We start from the raw sequence: 20171 nt of genomic DNA on the forward strand, positions 1-20171 counted from the left end.
TTACTTGCCCCTTCCGTGCAGCCGGGTGTTGAGGCCGTCGCTCAGGCCTTCGCCCACGAGGTTGAGCGCAAGCACCGTCAGCACGATGGCCAGCCCCGGGAACAACGCCATCCACCAGGCCTGGCGCAGCACGGTGCGCGCGGCGCCGACCATGTAGCCCCAGCTCATCTGGTTCGGATCGCCCAGGCCCAGAAAGCTGAGGCTGCTTTCGAGCAGGATGGCGGTGGCCACCATCAGCGAGGCCATCACGATGATGGGCGACATGGCGTTGGGCAATATCTGCGTGAGGATGATGCGCGGCGTCGACTGGCCCGCGAGCAGCGCGGCCTGCACGAAGTCGCGCTGGCGCAGCGTGAGGAACTCGCTGCGCACGAGGCGCGCCACCGGCGGCCAAGAAACGATGGCAATGGCCACGACGATGGACTTGATCGAAGGCTCGAAGATCGCCACCAGCACAATGGCCAGCGCGAAGCTCGGCACTGCCTGGAACAGCTCGGTGAAGCGCATCAGCGCCGCATCGATCCAGCCGCCGAAGTAGCCCGCGATTGCGCCGAAGGTAACGCCGATCAGCAGCGCCACGATGGTGGACACCACGCCGATCAACAGCGAAATGCGCGCGCCGTAGACCAGGCCCGCGAGGATGTCGCGACCGAGCGTGTCGGTGCCCAGCAGGAAGCCGGGCTCGGTCCAGGGGCGCACGAAGGGTTGCTCGACCATGGCCCACGGGTCGTTGGTGGCGAGCCACGGCCCGAGCAATGCAACCGCTGCCACGATCAGCAGCACGACCATGCCGGCCACGGCGCCCTTGTTGCGGCGAAAGCGCCGCCAGAAATCGCTTTGCATCGTCGTCGTCATGTCAGCTCGATCCGCGGATCGACCAGGGTGTAGACCAGGTCGGTGATGAGATTGAAGAGCACTGCCATCGCCGCCGTCACCAGGAAGGCGCCGAGCAGCAGGCTGTAGTCGCGTTGCAGCAGCGCGTCGAACATCAGGCGGCCGATGCCGGGCCAGGCGAACACGGTCTCGGTGAGCACGGCGCCGCCGATCATCCCGCCGGCCTGGATGCCCGCCAGCGTGACCACCGGCAGCAGCGCGTTGCGCAGCACGTGCGCGCGCAGGATTCGGCCGGGCCGCACGCCCTTGGCGCGCGCGGTCTTCACGAAGTCCATCTGCGCCACCTCGAGCATCGCGGCGCGCGTCATGCGTGCGTAGACGGCCATGTAGAACAGTGCGAGCGTGAGTGCCGGCAGCACCAGGTGCTTGGCGACGTCGAGCGCCAGCGCGAAGCCGGTGTGGCCCGAGCCCACGGTCATGAGGCCGAAGCCCGGCAGCCATTCGAGCTGCACCGTGAACACGAGCACGGCCATCAGCGCGAGCCAGTACAGCGGCGTGGCATAGAACAGCAGCGCCACCACGGTGATGGCGCTGTCGACCCATGTGCCCGCGCGCCGCGCTGAGAGCGCCCCCAGCGTGATGCCGAAGAGCAGCGAGAGCGCGAAGGCCGTGCCGGTGAGCAGCAGCGTGGCGGGCAGCCGGTCCATGATGAGCTTCAGCACCGGCTGCTGCTGGCGGTACGAATAGCCGAGGTCGAGCCGCACCACCTTGCCGACGTAGGTGGCAAGCTGCGTCGACAGCGGCTGGTCGAGCCCGAACTGCGCGCGCAGCTGCGCCACGAACTGCGGATCGGACGCGCCGGCCTCGCCGGCCAGCACCGACACCGGATCGCCCGGCGCGGCGCGCACCAGCATGAAGTTGACCGTCGCAATCAGCAGGATCGCCACCAGGCCCTGCAGCACGCGGGTCAACATGAACTGCGTACGTTTCATTCGGTCGTCACTCCGCGCGTCAGCCGACGCTTGCGTTGCCGAGGCTGTCGTTGAGGCCGATGCCCGAGCTCACGATGTTGCTGAGCTTGGTGCGGTAGAGCGTGGGGAAGTTGAGCTCCAGCAGCCAGGCCACGGGCACCTCGTCGAGCAGGATCTTCTGCGCCTGCAGGTAGATGGCTTTGCGCTTCTCGGGGTCGGTCTCGCGTGCGCCGGAATCGAACAGCTCGTCGATCTTCGGGTTGGAGTAGCCCTCGACGTTGTTGAAGGGCGAGCCCTTGGCGATGTTGGCGGTGGTGTAGTTGCGCGCCACGCCCAGCGCCGGGTCGCCGTACTGGTAGACGTAGGTGAAGGCGAGGTCGTAGTCCCAGTCGTTCAGGCGCTGGTTCCAGCCGGCCACGTCGGTGGCGGTCATCTCGACCTTGATGCCGGCCTGGGCCAGGTTCTGCTTCAGGATCTCGGCCTGCCGCGACCAGGTCTCGCCGTAGGGCAGCGGCAGCAGCCGCAGCGTCTCGCCCTTGTAGCCCGATTCGGCCAGCAGCTTCTTGGCCGTTTCCACGTTGCGCGGGTACTTGGCGACGTCGGTGCTGTAGAACTTGATGTTGCTGTTGAAGGGGCCGGTGGCGGGCTTGGCGAAGCCCTGCCATGCGATCTTGGCCATGGCCTCGCGGTCGATGGCGAACATCACGGCCTGGCGGAACTTGACGTTGTCCATCGGCGCCTTGCGGTTGTTCAGCCACAGCCACGAATGCGGCGCGAAGAACTCCCAGCCCTTGGTGGTGACCGCGACGCCCGGCAGCTTGGACAGGCGCTGCACGTCGAAGTACTCGACCGCGCCGCCGGGCACCAGGTCGACCTTGCCCGATTCGAAGGCCGCGGCGCGCGAGGCCGCGTCGGGAATGACGTGGAAGTAGACGCTGTCGACCAGCGGCACGTCTTTCACGTGGTACTTGTCGTTGGCCACGAGCTGGATGTACGAGCCCTTGACCCACTCCTTGAACTTGAACGGCCCGGTGCCGATGGGCGTGGCGTTGGCGGGGTTGGTCGCGAAATCGGTGCCTTCGTAGATGTGCTTCGGGATCATCGGCATGCTGCCGACCTCGAAGATGCCGATGAAGGGGCCGAAGGGGTACTTGAGCTTGAACTCGACGGTGAGCGGATCGACCGCGCGGATGCTTTCCACCGCAGCCAGGTTGGCCCGCAGGCGCGCATGCGTCTTGCGCAGGAACACGTCGGCCGAGAACACCACGTCGGCCGAGGTGAAGGGCTTGCCGTCATGCCAGGTGACGCCGGGCTTGAGCTTGAAGGTGTAGAGCGTGCCTTCCTTGTTGACGGTCCACGCGGTGGCCAGCGAGGGCAGCGGGGTGATCTTCTCGTCGTAGCGCAGCAGGCCTTCGTAGATGTTGCCGGAGATCATCTGCGTGGGGCCGTTCTGCGTGATGCCCAGCATCAGCCCCGGCGGCTCCGGCTGGACGACGGCGTTGATCACGCCGCCCTTCCTGCCCGCGGCCAGAAGATGCAGGGGAACGCCGGCCAGCGTCAGGCCGGCGGTGGCAGCGGCACCCATCTGGATGAGGTTGCGACGTTTCATGAGGGCGAACTCCTTCTGGCTCTTTCGAGGTGGTGGACAGGGTCAGGGGGACGGGATGGGAAAGCGGGGGGCAGCGGCTCAGTCGCGGAACGACGTGGCCGGTGCGGGCTCGATGCGCTGCAGCATCGCGCGCCATTCGCGCGCGTTCGGGTCGGATTGGCCGGGCAGGTAGCTGCCGCCGCCGGCCTCGTACTGCTGCGCGGTCTTTTCGCAGACCTCGGCCGGCACCGGGTACACCGGCAGGCCGCTCGACTGGATGGCCACCTGCACGCGGCAGGCGCGCTCCAGGTTCAGCATCAGGATGAAGGCTTCCGACACCGTGCGGCCCAGCGTCACCAGGCCGTGGTTGCGCAGGATGAGCGCGCGCGCCGTGGGGCCCAGGTCGGCCACGAGGCGCTCGCGCTCCTCGGGGTCGAGCGCGATGCCCTCGAAGTCGTGATAGACCACGCGCTGATAGAACTGCAGCGCCCACTGGTTGCAAGGCTGCAGCCCGCCGGCCAGCGACGACACCGCCACGCCCGCCACCGTGTGGGTGTGCAGCACGCAGGCTGCGTCGTGGCGCGCCGCGTGCACCGCGCTGTGAATGGTGAAGCCGGCCGGATTCACGTCGTAGGGCGAGTCGTCGAGGATGCGGCCTTCCAGGTCGATCTTGACCAGCGACGAGGCCGTGATGTCGCGGAACAGCATGCCGAAGGGATTGATCAGGAACTGGTCTTCGGTTCCCGGCACACGCGCGGAGATGTGCGTGTAGATGCTGTCGTCCATGCCGTAGTGCGCCACCAGCCGGTAGGCCGCGGCCAGGTCTTGTCGGACCTGGCGCTCGGCGTCTGAGACGGGCGGGGCCTTGCGGTCCACTGCGTGCAGTTGCATATCGCGTTCCTTTCCACAGGCCCGGCCGGGCGGGCCTTGCCTTGTTGATGGGTTCGTCGGATTGACTGCGAGCTGTCGACAGTCAACCAGCGACAGTCTTAAGCAATATGCGGGCCCGCGTGATGGGGTAAGCCCTTGGGTGGCCCTCCAGACCGGTGCCGCTCAGAGGGCGGAACGCAAAAAAACCGACGGCGCGCACCCGAAAATGCGCGCCGCCGGCGTGGTTGGGGGCTGTCGTTCGTGCGCCCAAGCGCACCGATGGGGTGCTAGGGCAGGCGCCCTTCCTGGCGCAGCCGTGCGCCGATGCGCCGGATTTCAGCCTCGCCCTGGTCGAGCGTCGCCCGGCTGGTGTGCACCGAGTAGTGGCCCATCACCAGCTCGTGGGGGTGCTTCGCCGCCGAGCCCAGCACGAAGGACGTGTCGCCACGGGCCACGAAGTCGATGACCGCGCTCGACTCCTCGAACACCGCGAGCTCGCCGCTGCCGATCGGGCCGCCCCTGTCGTCGCCCGTCTCGAGCGCGCCTTCGTTGACCGCAACCCAGCCCACCGTGTGGCCGGCGGGCGGCACGTAGCTCCAGCGCTCGCCGTCTTTCAGCTGCACGGCCAGGTAGTTGATCGGAGCCGGTGCCGCGATGGCGCTCTGCGCCGCGCCGTAGCGCCCGAGCAGCACACGCGCCGGGCCCTCCTGCGGCACCTGCGAGGGCGCGAGGTACATGCTTTGCGCCGGTGCGTTCTCTTCCGAGGCGGGCAGCGCCACCCACAGCTGGAAGCCGCGCACGCGCTTCACACCCGGCGCGGGTCCGCCGGTGTGCCACACGCCGTTGCCGGCGCGCATCCACTCCACGCCGCCGCCGAGCAGCGTGCCTTGCTCGCCGGTCGTGTCCTCGTAGAGCGTGTCGCCCTCGATCAGATAAGTGAGCGTGGCAATGCCCGAGTGCGGGTGCAGGCCGAAGCCCTTGTGGCCGCCCGTGGTGTCGAAGCCGAAGAGGTCGAGGAACACGAAGGGCTTGAGAAACTCGCCCAGGTCGCCGGGGCTCATCAGCCGCACGATGCCGCCGTGCTGCGAACCGCGCGTGCGGTAGACGATGGCGCGGGCCAGCGTTTCGACAGCAGCGGTGGTCATACAGCCTCCCTCGCCGTCTTCAGCGCCTTGGCCCACCAGGCGATGTCGTCGAGCATGCCGGTGGCCGACTGCGCGAGGTGCGGGAAGTCGTCGAAGCTCTTGCCCTGCTGCCAGATGCCGAGGAACTCGACCATGCCGATGTGCACGGCGTTGCGCACCGGCGCCATCTGCATCTCGACCGCCACCAGCCGCAGTTGCTCCACGGCCCGCGCCGCGCCCACGCCGCCGTAGCCTACGAAGCCGATCGGCTTGCGGATGAATTCCTTGTAGGCCCAGTCGATCGCGTTCTTCAGCACCGCGCTCGGGCCGTGGTTGTATTCGGGCGTGACGACGACAAGGCCGTCGAAGGTGGCCAGCTTGGCTTGCCAGCGCTGCGCGGCTTCGTTCTTCACCGGCCCCCAGGCCGGCGCGCCCGCCTCGTTGAAGAAGGGCAGCGGATGGTCGCGCAGGTCGACCAGCTCGAAGGCGAGGTCGGTGCGCTGCTTGGCGATCTCGTGGATCCATTGCGCGGGCTTTTCTCCGAAGCGGCCTTCGCGGGTCGAGCCGAGGATGATGCCGATGCGGGGTTGTTGCTGGGTCATGGGGTACTCCAAATAAAGTTGAAGAAGATGAAGAGGAGGTCAGGCCGCCTTGACGGCCAGCCGGGGCACGGGCCGCAGGCGCCAGGCGACAAAGCCCGACAGCAGCGCCAGCACCATTGCCGGCACGGGGTTGCCGCCAATCAGCACCAGGTGCGTGGCCACGCCGCAGACCATGGTCGCGGCCAGCAGCAGGCCACCGAAGAAGCCGGTTGCGGGCACGAGCAGCAGCAGCGCACCGCCGACCTCGACCAGGCCCGTCACGTAGCGGAACCACTGGCCGAAGCCGATCGCGTCGAACACCTGGACCATCTGCGGCACGCCGGCCAGCTTGGAAGCGCCGGCGGCGCCGAAAGCCAGCGCGAGCAGGATGCGAACGCCCCAGACGATGCGGCGCTGCATGGGAGAGGAAGTAGATGAAGAAGTCATGGGCATAAGGTTAGGCACGCACCCATTGATCGACTAGACGGTAGAGTCGGATTGCACTCGTCCAAAAATTGAAGGAATCAACCCACCATGTTCGACCTCAACGACGTCGCCATGTTCGTGCAGGTGGCGCGCCACGGCAGCTTTGCCGAGGCGGCCCGGCGGCTGGGCCTGCCGCCCAACACCGTGAGCCGGCGCATCCAGCAGCTCGAATCGCAACTGGGCACGCGGCTGATGCAGCGCTCGACACGCAAGCTGACGCTGACCAGCGCCGGGCAGGATTTTCATGACCGGTGCGCGGGGCTGGTCGACGGGCTGGCTGCGGCCGGGCAGGCGCTGGTGGCCGGAGGCCAGGAGCCCAGCGGCCTCGTGCGAGTGGCGGCGCCGGCGGATTTTTTCGATTTCTTCCCGATGGAATGGGTGTCCGACTTCCTGGCCGCGCACCCGCTGGTGAAGCTCGACTTCGTGCTCAGCGACGCGGCCGCCGACCTCATCGCGGAGCAGATCGACGTGGCCTTCCGCGGCGGTGTGCTGCGCGATTCGGGGTACATCGGCCGGCGGCTGGCCACCCGCAGCGGCGGCCTGCTGGCAAGCCCCGCCTACATCGCGCAACGCGGGGAGCCCACAACATTGCAGGAGCTGGCGGACCACGACTGCGTGACGCCACCGCACCCCAGCGGCCACACGATCTGGCGCCTCACGGGTCCCGAGGGGGTGGAAGAAGAAGTGCAGGTCACCGGCCGGTTCACCGGCAACACCGCCCAGGCACTGCGCAAGGCGGCGCTGGCCGGGCTGGGCATTGCGCAGCTGCCGCCGGCGATGGCGACGCGCGACGAACAGGAAGGGCGGCTGGTGCGGGTGCTGCCGCAGTACGAGTACACCGGCCGGGGGCTCAGCGTGGTCTACCCGAGCCGCAAGCATCTGCCGCTGGCGGTGTCGGCGTTCATTGACCTGGTGCTGGACAAGCTCGACCAGATGGACATGCTGCTGGAGCTGCCGTCTTCCGGGAAGGCTCAGGGCCTTTTCGTTTCCACTGAAAATGCCACCCCATGAAAATCGAAAAAGACACCGTCGTCACCATCAAGTACAAGGTCTCCGACGCCCAGGGCAAGCTCATCGAAGCGAGCCCCGAGCCGATGGCCTACCTGCATGGCGGCTACGAGAACACGCTGCCCAAGATCGAGGAAGCCCTCGATGGCAAGGAAAAGGGCTACCAGACCGTGCTGAACCTCGCGCCCGAAGACGCCTTCGGCCAGCGCGACGAGACCCTAGTGCGCAGCATCCCCAAGACCGACTTTCCGCCGGGCGTGAAGGTCGGCGGCCAGTTGCAGGGCCGGCTCGACGACGGCACCGAGCATGTCTTCACCGTCATGAAGATCAAGGGCCCGGTCGTGCTGCTCGACGGCAACCATCCATGGGCCGGCAAGGCGCTGCGCTTCAGCCTGCAGGTGACGGATGTGCGTGCGGCGCTGCCGGTGGAGATCGAGCACCGGCATGTTCATGGGGCGCACGGGCACCATCACTGAGGCAGACTCGGGCGATGGATTTCGCCACTCTTCCCAGTCTTTCCAGCTTCCTGAGCGTTGCCGCGCCTTCGCTGATCTGCGCTGCTTTCATTTGGGTCATCTGGCGGACGGAGTCACTTCACGTACTCGTGCACCGGCTATGGCAGTTGGTTCATGGGAAGCAGGAAATCACCGACCCGGAGATTCGCGCATTCATCGATGAGCAAAGCAGCCTGATTTCATTCCGCCTGTTTGCCGGTGTGAAGGTCAACAGCCTGGACCAAGCCCGGCATCTCATTCAATGGGCGAAGCACAACGGCGTACAGATGAGAGCGCTGAGCTTGTGCGGCGAGCTTTTCGACATGGAGCTTCGCCAGATCAAGCAGCACAAGCTGCCGTCACGGCTGACTCAAGGCATGAGGCTTACCGGCGTCGCGATCGGGATGCTGCTTCTTTTTGTCAGCACGACAGCGCTTTTTCACGACCAGGCCTTTCTGACGCTGAAAGCAACGCAGCGAACATTCGCCGCCACGACGACTCAGGCCAAGGCTCTTCGATCCATCTTTCCGTTCGGACCCGCACCGTTGCGCATCGAAGACTGCTCGCAGCCAGCGAGCCTCAATGCGGCACGGACCTCCTTCACCGAGAACGAGATAAGCGTTCTTTGCGGGGTTCTCAAGGACAAGGACACCGCCGCATTCGTCAAGGATTCGCTGAAAGAGCAGCGCTGGACCTGTGCGCTTCTGATCGCCTTCGCAATCTGGCTCTCGTGGATTTGCTTTCTTGCCTGGGCCGCAGGATATGTCGCAAAGCATCTGGCGGCTCGCCGGCTTGATCCAGCGCTACCGGACTCTCAATTGACTCTGGACTTCGGCACCTAGGCGCGCTTCTTCCAGAACCGCGGCGCATCCTCGATCTTCGCCAGCGCCTTGTGGCAGGCCTTCGCGCCGGCTGCATGCCGCGCGGTGAACCATCCCACCGCAAACCACGCACGCGCATCGCGCGCGGTGGCCTCTCGGTACAGCGCGAGCGCGACGGCCTCGTCGTTGAACTCGCCCAGCGCATCCTGCGCGGGGCGCAGTGCTTTCAGGTAGCGCGCGACGGCGCTGCCGTCTTCCTTCTCGAACAGCGGCGCCACGAACTCGGCGAGGTAGCGCAGGCGCTTGAGCCGCTTGCGCACGCGGTGCTGGCTTTCGGTGTCGAGCGACTCGAAGCGCTCGCCGTCGCGCCGCACCTGTTTGTGCAGACGCTGCAGGCGTTTGCGCAGCAGGCGGCGCACGGCATTGGCATTGATGGGCGCGGGTGCCGAAGGAACTGCCGGGCTGTCTTCGGTGGCGACGGTCGCCGGTGCGGCTTCCACAGGCTTCGCAGCGGTAAAGCCAATCAGCGAAACGAGCACGTTCTGGAACGCCGGGGCACGCACGATGTCACCGGGCGATAGCGTGCTGGCCGCCGTATCGCCGCCGGCCAGCGGATCGAAGTCCGGCGCACCCGCCTCGCGCAGCCGGGGTTGCGCGAGCTTCACGACCTGTTCGCGATCACGCAATGCGCCCAGCGCGCGGAAGGCGTCGACCAGCGGCGGCTCCCATTCGGCCGTGTCGAACTGGCCCAGCTCCGGCAGCTCGCGCAACGCCGTGCGCAGCCGGCGGATGCCGATGCGCAGCTGGTGGATCTGCTCTTCATCTGTACTCCCCGCCGCGATCTCGCTGGCATTGGGCAGCATCTGCGCCAGGCACGATGCCACCACGGCCTGCTGCACGACTCGCCCGTCGGGGTGCTGCGTGGCGAAGCGTGGCACTTCGGCCTTCACTGCTTCCACGGTCTCCTGCGCCGCGAGCAGGCGCGCGCCGCGCTCCGCCTTCGACACGGTGCTGAACCACAGCCCATGCTGCTGCGACCAACGCCGCGCGAGCGACACCAGGCCCTGCACGTCGCCGCGCTTGAGTTCGAGCTCCAGCTCGCACACCGGTGATTCACGCTGCTCAGGCGTGCCCGCGTGCGCGACGACCTTGCCGATGTCCAGCGCCATCTCCACCACAGCGCCGCCGGTCCCGTTGACGCGCACGTCGCGCGTGAGCCGCACGATGTCGGTCGATTGCCGCTCGACCAGCGGCGCGCCGCCCCCTTCGGCCAGCAGCTTCGAAAGCCGGTCGCCCACGGGCGTGCCCTGATGGCGCTGCGGATCGATCTGCGGCGCCGCAGCCGCCGTACCCAGGTCGACGTTGTGCTCCAGCCGGTGCAGCGCGTTGTCGCCGGTGGCCTTCACGGTCTGCACCCAGCGCCGGCCTTCCTTGCGCAGCCGCAGCACCATGCCGTCGGCGGCGAGCCGCTGGTCGGCGGTGTCGAAGTAGCGGGCCTGCAGGCGCGTGCGCACGACGGCGCCACGCTTCAGGGCGGCTTCGACGGCCTTCAGTCGGTCGGCGGGAATGCAGAACTTGAACTCGATTTCCATGGCGGCCATGATGCCCCGTCTTTTTTCTCATGCGCAACGTCGCATCGGGTACTCCGGGGCACGCCGCCCTTGCCAACCGTTGCGAGCACGGGGATGGCTTCCTCGATTGCGAACAACCGGTTTAGCGTGGTTGCTCATCGGTCTGCAACTCCACCAGCGCCCGGTACAGTTGCTCGGCTGAGATCGGCTTGTGCAGCAGTGGAATACCGCTGGCCAGGGCTTCGCGCAGGCGCTCCGAGGCAGTGTCGCCGGTGATGATGAGGGCGGGTGTATGACGCCCCCCCTGCCGATGCAATTGCTGACGCAATTCAGTGATGGCGTGAGCCCCGGTGCGTGGCCCGCGCAGTCGATAGTCGCTGATGATGCATGCAGGGGGGTTTTGCAGGGCCAGCGGCAGTGCTTCCTCCAGGGATTCGGCGTTGTCGCAGGGGCAGCCCCAACTTTGCAGCAGGTGCGCCATGGCGCTGCGCACAGCGGCATCGTCGTCGATCACCAGTACCCGCATGGGTTGCAACTGCGGCCCCTTTTGTCGCGGAGGCGGCACGGGTGCTACCGACAGGGGTAGCTCCAGCCGGAACACGCTGCCCCGCTCAGGCTTGGATGACAAGGTCAGCCCATGGCCCATTGATCTCGCCAGTCCGTCGGCAATGGCCAGGCCGAGCCCCAGGCCTTTGTGCCGGTCGCGCTCGGGGTTGCCCAGTTGGTGAAACTCCCGAAAGATGGCTTGCTGGTCGGCTGGCGCGATGCCTATGCCGGTGTCCCACACCTCGACGCTCACGGTGTGCCGGCGTTTTCGGCAGCTAACCAGCAGGCCGCCGCGCTGGGTATAGCGGATGGCGTTGGAGACCAGGTTGCGCACCACCATGCCGACCAGGATGGCATCGGATTGCACGGCAAGCCGGGTTTCCCGCGAGCGGTAGACCAGCCCCTTGGCATCGGCCAGCGGAGCGAAGTCGTTCTCGATCTGGTAGAGCAGGTCTTGCAGGAGAAAGGGTTGTATCTGGGGCTGCACGACACCGGCTTCGATGCGCGAAAAGTCCAGCAGGGTGTTGAGCATGTCGCTGGAGGCGCGCCAGGCCGACTGGGTGCTGACCAACACCTCGCTTTGATACGGTGACAGCGGGGTACGCGACAGCACGTCCAGAAACATGCCTTGGGCGTGGATCGGCTGGCGCAAGTCGTGGCTTGCGGCGGCCAGGAAACGCGACTTGGCCAGGTTTGCCTGTTCGGCCGCTTCTTTCTGGACATGCAGGCGTTCGGCCAGGTCAGCAATCTGGAAGCGAGCCCGCAACGATTCGGTCAGCTTGTCGTTGAGCGTCCGGGCAAAGCGCACCGCCAGCAGCGAATAGGCAAAAATCGTCAGGGCGACGGCCTGGTACAAGCGATTGCCAAGCATCAGGTTGCCCGCGACGGCACTCACCGCGCAGGGCAGGAAAAAGGCATGGAAGGTCGGCAGATGGATCGTCTGCGAAATCAGGGAGCTCGAGACCATGCCGGCCAGCATGAGGGTGACCAGCAAGCGGTGCTCAATGTCGCCGTACTGGAGCAAGCACAGAGCACCACCAGCCCACAGCAATCCCGAGGCGAGCGACAGGACCGTGTGCAGATGAATCCGGCGGCCCACCTCCGCTTCCGTAACGCTCTGGTGCCGCAGCCACCACCAGCATGCCAGGCGCACCAACGCGTGCCCAACCAGCAACCCGCTCCACACCAGCAGCACGGCCAGAGGAATAACCTCGTTCATCACCCACAGCAGTGCAGTGGCCACCAACAGGCTGCCAAGGACGATGAAGGGCACGTTGCTCTGCAACGTGATGAACTGATGCAACTGGATCTGGGATTCGGCCTTGGAAGACAGGGGCGAAGGAGCGGGAGACGGGTTCATCTAGGCAACCTTCGGAAACTACCAGGGCCTGCGCTGTTTCACGTTGAGGATTTGCTTGCGCAACGCCCCCTGTCCGCCCTCGGGCGGACAGGGGGCGTTGCGTAAGTCCGGTTAACCAATCAGCCCGTTTTGGCGTGCCGCAAACGTGGCCTGCGAGCGGCTGTTGACCCCCAGCAAGCCCAGGACCGCTTGCACATGTCCGCGCACGGTGAACTCCGACACCTGCAGGCGCCGGGCAATGAGCTTGTTGGGCAGACCCTCGCACAGCAGGTCCAGCACCTCGCATTGGCGGGGGGTCAGCCGGGGCACGGTGGGCTTTGCCGGGGCGGTGCCGGCGAGGGGCGGCTGCTGCAGATGCGCCAGGGTTTGGCGAATCACTGAGATGATCTTGTCCGGGGTATCGCCCTTGGAGACGAAAGCCGCCGCGCCGCGTGCCAGGGCCTGGGCGACGGTGTCGGGCGTCGCGATGGAGGACAGCATCACCACCGGCACCTGTGGCCAGCGCTGCCGAAGCAGCCCCAGCCCCTCCAGTCCGTTGACACCCTGCAGCTGGATGTCGAGCAGCACCAGCGCGGGGGGCTCGTCCGTCGTGCGCACGGCTTGCTCCAGGGATGCCGCCTCCAATACCTCGACGTCGGCCATGCCCTGCAGCAAAACCAGACGCAGACCCGAGCGGAAAAGCGCGTGGTCGTCGATGAGCAGCAAATGCATGAGCGACATGCGCAAATTAAAACATTGGTTGCAAAGAGTTTCAATCAGTCAATATTGACTATATGCGGGCCGGTGCGCCCTGGGCAGCATGCAATTTTTTTCATGCAAAAAACAGGGGCTATTTCTCCATGAACCACGCCTACCGCCTCGTCTGGAGCGACGCCGCCGCACGCTTCGTGCCTGCCCCCGAGACCGCCAAGGGGCGCGGCAAGTCGTCAGGCCGTGGCGCTGCCGTCGTGGCGCTCTGTGTGGCGCTGCTGGCCAGCGGCACGTGGGCTGGCCCCAGCGGTGGCAGCGTGAGCGCCGGTAGCGGCAGCATCAGCCAGAGCGGCGCCACCACCACCATCACCCAGGCCAGCCAGAACCTGTCCATCAACTGGGCCAGCTTCGGCATTGCCGCCGGAGAACGCGTCAACTTCGTGCAGCCCGGTGCCAGCGCCATTGCGCTGAACCGGGTCGTTGGCTCCGAGTCCTCGGTCATCAACGGCAGCCTGAGCGCCAACGGTCAGGTGTGGATCCTCAACCCCAACGGCGTGCTGTTCGGCAGCACGGCCAGCGTCAACGTCGGTGGCCTGGTGGCCTCCACGCTGAGCCTGAGCGATGCCGACTTCCTGGCCGGCAAACGCAGTTTCAGCGCGAATGGAGGCCAGGGCACGGTGGTCAACCAGGGCAGCCTGACCGGCGGCTACGTGGCCCTCTTGGGCAAGCAGGCCGGCAACAGCGGCACCATCACCACCGCCAACGGCACGGCGGCACTGGCCGCGGGCGACAAGATCACGCTGGACTTCAGCGGCAGCAGGCTGCTGTCGGTGCAGGTGGACGAAGGCACCCTGAACGCCCTGGCCGAGAACAAGGGACTGATCCGCGCCGACAACGGCAAGGTGATCCTCACGGCCAGCGCCAAGGATGCGCTGCTGAACACGGTGGTCAACAACGAGGGCGTGATCGAAGCCAAGGGCATCGATGCCGCGGGCGGCACCATCCTCTTGCTGGGCGGCCTCACCGGCGGCACCGTCAAGGTGGCGGGCACGCTGGACGCCTCGGCCAGCGGCGCCCACGACGGCGGCTTCATCGAGACCAGCGGCGCGCATGTGCAGGTGGCCGGTGGGGCGAAGGTCAGCACGCTGTCGGAGACGGGCAAGACCGGCACCTGGCTGGTCGACCCGACCGACTTCACCGTCAGCGCCGGCAGCGCGGCCGGCACCACGAGCGGCATCGGCGCCGACACGCTGTCGGCCAACCTGGCAACGACCAACGTCACGCTGGCCACCGACAACAGCACGGGCACGGACAGCGGCGACATCAACGTCAACGCGGCGGTGAGCTGGGGGGCCAACACCACGCTGACGCTGAATGCGTACCACGACATCAACATCAATGCAGCCATCACTGCCACGGGCACCAGCGCCGGGTTGGTGCTCAACCACGGCAACTACGCCAGCACAGGAACGGTCACCAGCGGCACCGACTACAACGTGAAGGCGCCCATCACCTTGAGCGGTGCCAACGCCACGCTGGGCATCAATGGCACCAGCTACACGCTGATCCACAGCATGGCGCAGCTCGATGCCATTGACAGCACCGGCCTGGGCGGCAACTACGCGCTCGCGCAGGGCCTCGATGCCGGCGGCATCACCTACACCAGTGCGCTGGTGGGCTCGGCCAGCACCCCCTTCAGCGGCCGCTTTGCAGGCCTGGGCCATGCCATCTCGAACCTGACCATCAGCGCCGGCAGCGCCGACTACGTGGGCCTGTTCGCGCAAAACTTCGGCACCCTCCGTGATCTGGGCCTGGTCGGCGGCAGTGTGTCGGGCGGCGACCGCGTCGGCGGCCTGGCAGGCTACAGCGGCGTCAGCGGCAGCATCAGCAACGCCTATGTCGCCGGCAGTGTTTCGGCAACTGGCGACGACGTCGGCGGGCTGGTGGGCCGGAACTACGGCACGATCAGCAGCTCTCATGCCACCGGCAGCGTTGCCGGAACCAGCGACAACGTCGGCGGGCTGGCGGGCTGGAACAGCGGCAGCATCAGCGACGCTTATGCCACGGCCAGCGTTTCGGCGGCCGGCTTCAACGCCGGCGGGCTGGTGGGCTGGAACGACGGCGGCACGATCAGCAACGCCTATGCCACCGGCAGCGTTTTGGCAACTGCCGGCTCCGCCGGCGGGCTGACGGGCACGAACGGCGGCAGCATCAACGACGCCTATGCCACCGGCAGCGTTTCAGGAGACACCGCCGTCGGCGGGCTGGCGGGCGTGAACGCTGGCAGCATCAGCAACGCCTATGCCACCGGCAGCGCCTCGGGAACCAGCTACGTCGGTGGGGTGGTGGGCTGGAACCTTGGCAGCATCAGCAACGCCTATGCCACCGGCAGCGTCTCGGGGGGCGCCAACGTTGGCGGGCTGGTGGGCTTGAACGACGGCAGCATCGGCAACGCCTACTGGGACAGCAGCACCACGGGCCAAGGCGCCGCGGTGGGTACGAACAGCGGCACGGTCACCAGCGTCAACGCTGTCACCAGCGGCACCGCCTACAGCCACGGCAGCTATACCAACCTCGGCACCTGGACCGAAACGGTTTCGGGCTCCGGCGTGTGGGTGGCCAAGGACGGCAGCGGCAACCCGCAGTGGGTGATGGTCGAAGGCGCGACCCGCCCGTTCCTGTACAGCGAGTACTCCACCAGCATCCGCAACGCCCACCAGCTGCAGCTGATGGCCTACAACCTCTCCGCCAGCTACAGCCTGGCCGCCGATGTCGACGCCAGCGAAACCGCCGGCGCCAACCCCAGCGGCATGTGGACCACGGCCGGCTTCTCGCCGGTGGGCAATGACACGGTGGCGTTCAGCGGCAGCCTGGACGGCCAAAGCCACACCATCACTGACCTGGTGATCAACCGCGGCACGACGTCGAAGGTCGGGCTGTTCGGCCAGGCCGGCAGCAGCAGCGTGATCCAAGGCGTCGGCCTGCTGGGCGGCAGAGTCACCGGCCGCGACGAGGTGGGCAGTCTGGTGGGCCACAACGAAGGCGGCATCAGCAATGCTTACGCCACGGGAACCGTCAGCGGGGCCAACAGTGTGGGCGGCCTGATGGGCTTCAACTTCGGCGGCAACATCAGCAATTCCTTTGCCACGGGCGATGTCAATGGCGCCGGCGACAGCGTTGGTGGCCTGCTGGGATTCAGCTACGCCGGCAGCATCAGTGGTGCCCACGCCACGGGTGCCGTCGATGGCTCCGGCAACGATGTCGGCGGCCTGGTGGGCCACAGCGCCGGCAGTGGCGGCAGCATCAGCGATGCCTACGCCACCGGCGCCGTCAATGGCACCGGCAACGATGTCGGTGGCCTGGTGGGCTACAACCGCGGCAGCATCAGCAATTCATACGCCACTGGTGCCGTCACCAGCGCGGGCAACCATGTCGGTGGACTGACGGGCCTTCTCGACCTTGGCAGCATCAGCAATGCATACGCCACGGGCGCTGTCAGCAGTTCCAACGCGGCTGGGGTCGTGGGCGGCCTGGTGGGCTACAACTCCCTCGGCAGCATCGGCAACGCCCATGCCACGGGAGCTGTCAGCGGTGTCGCCTCCTTGGGCGGCCTGGTGGGCTACAACTACAGCGGCAGCATCAGCGATGCCTACGCCACGGGTAACGTCAGTGGTTCCGGCATCAATGTCGGTGGCCTCGTGGGCCTCAACGACGGCAGCATCGGCGCCGCCCACGCCACGGGGGCCGTCAGCGGGACCACCGCGGTGGGCGGCTTGGTGGGCCGCAACAGCGGCAGCATCGGCAGTTCCTACGCCATCGGCACCGCCACGGGCACGGACGACGTGGGCGGGCTGGTGGGCTTCAACTTCAGCGGCACCAACAGCATCAACAATGTCTACGCCATGGGCGCCGTCAGTGCATCCAATGACTATGCCGGCGGTCTGGTGGGCCGAAGCGGCGCTGGCAGCATCAGCAATGCCTACGCCACCGGGGCCGTCAGTGCGTCCAATGCCTATGCAGGCGGCCTGATGGGCTGGAATGCCGGGAGCGTCCTCAACACCTACGCCACCGGCGCCGTCAGCAGCTCCGGCGTTCTGGGCAGCCTGGTGGGCCACAACGCCGGCAGCATCACGGCATCGTTCTGGCTCGGTGCGGGCAACACTGGCGTTGGCACCCAAGCGGGGTCGGTCGATGCGCTGACGCGCGGCCTGAGCGGCAGCGAAGCCACCAGCGCCAACATCTACAGCGCCGCCGGCTGGGACATCGCCACCACCGGCGGCACCAGCGCGGTGTGGCGCATCTACGAGGGCAACACCATGCCCTTGCTGCGCAGCTTCCTGACCGCGCTGACCGTCACGGCCGGCAACGTCAGCAAGACCTATGACGGCACGACCAGCTTCAGCAGCAGCTACACCCTCAGCGATCCAGGTGCCAACACCGGCCTCATCTTGGGGACCGCGAGCTACGACACCAGCAGCAAGAATGTGGGCAGTTACGCCATCACCGTCGGCGGCCTGTATTCCAGCCAGCAGGGCTACGACCTGATTTCAGCGGGTACGGCCAGCATCACCGCCGCCACGCTGACCGTCAGCGGCGCGACTGCGGCCGACAAGACCTATGACGGCACGACTGCCGCCACGGTCAGCGGCGGCAGTTTGAGCGGCCTGGTCGGCGGCGACACCGTGGCGCTGAGCCAGAGCGGCAGCTTCAGCGACAAGAACGCCGGCACCGGCAAGACTGTCACCGAGACTTTCGCCATCAGCGGCAGCGACGCCGGCAACTACGTGCTGGCCAGCAGCAGCGGCACGACCACGGCAAACATCAATGCCGCCACGCTGACCGTCAGCGGCGCGACTGCGGCCGACAAGACCTATGACGGCACGACTGCCGCCACGGTCAGCGGCGGCAGTTTGAGCGGCCTGGTCGGCGGCGACACCGTGGCGCTGAGCCAGAGCGGCAGCTTCAGCGACAAGAACGCCGGCACCGGCAAGACTGTCACCGAGACTTTCGCCATCAGCGGCAGCGATGCCGGCAACTACGTGCTGGCCAGCAACAGCGCCACCACCACGGCCAGCATCACCGCCGCCGCGTTGACGGTCACCGCCAACAACGACAGCCGCGTCGCCGACGGCAGTGCCTACAGCGGCGGCAATGGCGTCAGCTACAGCGGCTTCGTCAATGGCGAGACCGCAAGCGTGCTCAATGGCAGGCTGGTCTATGGCGGCAGCGCCCAGGGCGCCACCGCGGCCGGCAGCTACAGCATCGCGGCCGGCGGGCTGAGCTCGGGCAATTACACGCTGAGCTATGTCGACGGTGCGCTGGTGATCAGCGCGGCGGCGCCCAGCCCCGTGCCGTTGAGCCCCGTGCCGTTGAGCCCCGTGCCGTCGAGCGCCAACCCGTCGCTTGGCGATGCGCAGCAGCGCGCAGTGGCCAGCCTGGCCGACTGGCCGAAGCCGCCGGCCAATCCGCACGAGCCGCTGCGCATCGAGTATTGCGGTCTGAACATGGACCAACCCGCGACCGACTTCTTCACCCGCAACGAGAACAAGCTTTCATGCATGTCACGCCTCGAATCCCGCTGAGCCTGCTTTCTATCGCCCTGGCTCTGGTTCCCACCATCGCCGTCGGCCAGGTCCGCACGCTCCCCGATGCCGGCCAGATCCTGCAGGAACCCCGTGCTCCGCAGCCGATCCCCAGCACCGGAGCTCCGGCCCTGACCATCGACAAGCCCGGCGCCGGTAGCGTGGCCGAGGGCGGTGCCCAGGTTCGCGTGGTGGCCATCCACTTCAGCGGCAACACCGCCTTCGGCAGCGCCGCCCTGGAAAGCCTGCTGGCCGACGCCATCGGCAAGGAACAGACCTTTGCCGACCTCAGCCGCCTGGCCGCGCGCGTGACGCGGCATTACCGGGAGGCGGGCTATCTTGTCGCCCGGGCCTACCTGCCGGCGCAAGAGCTCAAGAACGGCGTGCTCGACATCGCCGTGCTGGAGGGCAACCTGGGCCAGGTCAGCATCACCAACAACGCCGGCCTCAAGGACTCGGCCCTTGCTCCCTTGAGCGCCCTGCCGCTGAACGCCCCGGTGCAAGCCCAAAGCCTGGACCGCACCCTGCTCACACTGTCGGACCTGCCGGGCACCCGCGTGCAGTCCACTCTGCGCCCGGGCACGACCGTGGGGGCATCGGACCTGCTGGTGGAGGTGGACAAGACCCGCGCCATCCAGGGCATTGCCGATATCGACAACTTCGGCAGCACCTACACCGGGCAGTACCGCGTGGGCACCAGCCTGTACTGGAACAATCCGCTGGACCGGGGCGACCAGATGAGCTTGCGGCTGCAGGCCAGCAACACCAGCATGCACTACGCGCGCCTGGGCTACCAGCTGCCGCTGGGCGCCAGCGGCACGCGCGTGGGCGTGGCCGTGTCGCACCTCGACTATCGCCTGGGCAAGGACTTTGCGGCACTGGATGCCGACGGCAAGGCCGATACCGTCAGCCTGTATGTGCGCCAGCCCTTGCTGCGCAGCCTGGAGAACAACTGGTATGCCCAGCTCCAGGTGGACGCCAAGAATCTGCGCGACACCGTGGGCAGCACCGCCACCACGTCGGTGCACCAGCTGCGCAATGTCGTGCTGGGGCTGAACGGCGACTGGCAGGATACGCTGGGTGGTGCTGCCGGCAACAGCCTGGCCGTGAACCTGACCACCGGCCAACTGCGGCTGGACAATGACAGCCTGGCGCAAGACGCGGCCAGCACCCAAAGCGCCGGGCACTTCAGCAAGCTGAACTACCAGTTGCAACGCGTGCAGGCCTTGCGCCCCAACTGGTCGCTGGTACTCAACCTCGGCGGCCAGATGGCCGACAGGAACCTGGCTTCGGCGGAGAAATTCAGCCTGGGCGGCAACAACGGAGTGCGGGCCTATGCGCAAGGCGAGGCCCTTGGCGACGCAGGCTGGCTGGCCAGTGCGGCCCTGCGCTGGCAGCCCGCGCCGGGCTGGCAACTGCAAGCTTTCTACGACGCGGGAGGCGTGCAGCTCAACCACCGTGCCTGGAACCGGACCGGCAGCACCAGCAACCGTGCGCATCTGGCCGGCGCCGGTCTGGGCGTGGGCTGGGCGACGGACAAGTTGGCGTTCTCGCTCACCTCTGCCTGGGCCACCGAGGGCCGGGCCAGCGATGGCCGCCGCGGCGGCGCGCGGCTGTGGGCGCAGGCGACTGTGGCGTTCTGAAT

Annotated in this window: 15 protein-coding genes; 5 read left to right on the forward strand and 10 right to left on the reverse strand. The window is 67.1% G+C overall.

Going from position 1 to position 20171, the window contains the following annotated elements; translation table 11 throughout:
• The 7 genes from ACN9MV_RS32580 to ACN9MV_RS32610 form a co-directional block, all read right to left on the reverse strand.
• On the reverse strand, nt 1–855 hold the full coding sequence (locus tag ACN9MV_RS32580; RefSeq protein WP_093076359.1) for an ABC transporter permease: 855 nt from the start codon (nt 853–855) through the stop codon (nt 1–3).
• The gene (locus ACN9MV_RS32585) at nt 852–1826 is read right to left on the reverse strand and encodes an ABC transporter permease (RefSeq protein ID WP_426390901.1); all 975 of its coding nucleotides are present in this window, start codon (nt 1824–1826) and stop codon (nt 852–854) included. The genes ACN9MV_RS32580 and ACN9MV_RS32585 overlap by 4 nt, the downstream gene beginning before the upstream one ends.
• Nucleotides 1827–1845: 19 nt before the next feature.
• Nucleotides 1846–3414 (reverse strand): ABC transporter substrate-binding protein, encoded by a 1569-nt coding sequence (locus ACN9MV_RS32590; protein WP_093076363.1) that lies wholly within the window; start codon nt 3412–3414, stop codon nt 1846–1848.
• Between the two features lie 78 nt (nt 3415–3492).
• Nucleotides 3493–4284, reverse strand: a complete 792-nt coding sequence (locus tag ACN9MV_RS32595) for a class II aldolase/adducin family protein (protein WP_093055102.1) — start codon at nt 4282–4284, stop codon at nt 3493–3495.
• A gap of 266 nt (nt 4285–4550) precedes the next feature.
• Complete coding sequence (locus tag ACN9MV_RS32600) at nt 4551–5408, reverse strand: pirin family protein (protein ID WP_354336537.1); 858 nt, start codon at nt 5406–5408, stop codon at nt 4551–4553.
• Complete coding sequence (locus tag ACN9MV_RS32605; protein WP_093055098.1) at nt 5405–5989, reverse strand: NADPH-dependent FMN reductase; 585 nt, start codon at nt 5987–5989, stop codon at nt 5405–5407. The genes ACN9MV_RS32600 and ACN9MV_RS32605 overlap by 4 nt, the downstream gene beginning before the upstream one ends.
• A 39-nt stretch (nt 5990–6028) precedes the next feature.
• Nucleotides 6029–6415, reverse strand: coding sequence for a DoxX family protein (locus ACN9MV_RS32610; protein ID WP_426390902.1), 387 nt, complete (start codon nt 6413–6415; stop codon nt 6029–6031).
• Between the two features lie 87 nt (nt 6416–6502).
• On the opposite strand from ACN9MV_RS32610, the gene ACN9MV_RS32615 reads away from it, so the two are divergent.
• From ACN9MV_RS32615 to ACN9MV_RS32625, 3 genes are read left to right on the forward strand one after another with little or no spacing between them, the layout of a single operon-like run.
• On the forward strand, nt 6503–7465 hold the full coding sequence (locus ACN9MV_RS32615) for a LysR family transcriptional regulator (RefSeq protein WP_426390903.1): 963 nt from the start codon (nt 6503–6505) through the stop codon (nt 7463–7465).
• Entirely contained in the window at nt 7462–7938 is a 477-nt protein-coding gene (locus ACN9MV_RS32620; protein ID WP_093055094.1) for an FKBP-type peptidyl-prolyl cis-trans isomerase, read from the forward strand. The genes ACN9MV_RS32615 and ACN9MV_RS32620 overlap by 4 nt, the downstream gene beginning before the upstream one ends.
• A 14-nt stretch (nt 7939–7952) precedes the next feature.
• The gene (locus tag ACN9MV_RS32625) at nt 7953–8798 is read left to right on the forward strand and encodes a DUF6216 family protein (protein WP_354336530.1); all 846 of its coding nucleotides are present in this window, start codon (nt 7953–7955) and stop codon (nt 8796–8798) included.
• Here ACN9MV_RS32625 and ACN9MV_RS32630 read toward each other — a convergent pair.
• The 3 genes from ACN9MV_RS32630 to ACN9MV_RS32640 form a co-directional block, all read right to left on the reverse strand.
• Nucleotides 8795–10378, reverse strand: coding sequence for a CHAD domain-containing protein (locus ACN9MV_RS32630; protein ID WP_426390904.1), 1584 nt, complete (start codon nt 10376–10378; stop codon nt 8795–8797). The two genes, ACN9MV_RS32625 and ACN9MV_RS32630, sit on opposite strands and share 4 nt — an antisense overlap.
• A gap of 112 nt (nt 10379–10490) precedes the next feature.
• The gene (locus ACN9MV_RS32635) at nt 10491–12254 is read right to left on the reverse strand and encodes an ATP-binding response regulator (RefSeq protein ID WP_256330750.1); all 1764 of its coding nucleotides are present in this window, start codon (nt 12252–12254) and stop codon (nt 10491–10493) included.
• A gap of 111 nt (nt 12255–12365) precedes the next feature.
• Nucleotides 12366–12965, reverse strand: coding sequence for a response regulator (locus tag ACN9MV_RS32640; RefSeq protein ID WP_426390905.1), 600 nt, complete (start codon nt 12963–12965; stop codon nt 12366–12368).
• 128 nt (nt 12966–13093) lie between these two features.
• Between ACN9MV_RS32640 and ACN9MV_RS32645 the strand changes: the two genes are divergently transcribed.
• Both ACN9MV_RS32645 and ACN9MV_RS32650 read left to right on the forward strand, forming a co-directional pair.
• Nucleotides 13094–18526: a beta strand repeat-containing protein gene (locus ACN9MV_RS32645; RefSeq protein ID WP_426390906.1), complete on the forward strand. Its 5433-nt coding sequence runs from the start codon at nt 13094–13096 to the stop codon at nt 18524–18526.
• Complete coding sequence (locus ACN9MV_RS32650) at nt 18499–20169, forward strand: ShlB/FhaC/HecB family hemolysin secretion/activation protein (RefSeq protein ID WP_426390907.1); 1671 nt, start codon at nt 18499–18501, stop codon at nt 20167–20169. Before ACN9MV_RS32645 ends, ACN9MV_RS32650 begins: the two co-directional genes overlap by 28 nt.
• Nucleotides 20170–20171: the final 2 nt, after the last annotated feature.

It is taken from the genome of Variovorax sp. R-27 (genome assembly GCF_049913215.1).
In the GTDB taxonomy this organism is placed as follows: Bacteria; Pseudomonadota; Gammaproteobacteria; order Burkholderiales; family Burkholderiaceae_C; genus Variovorax.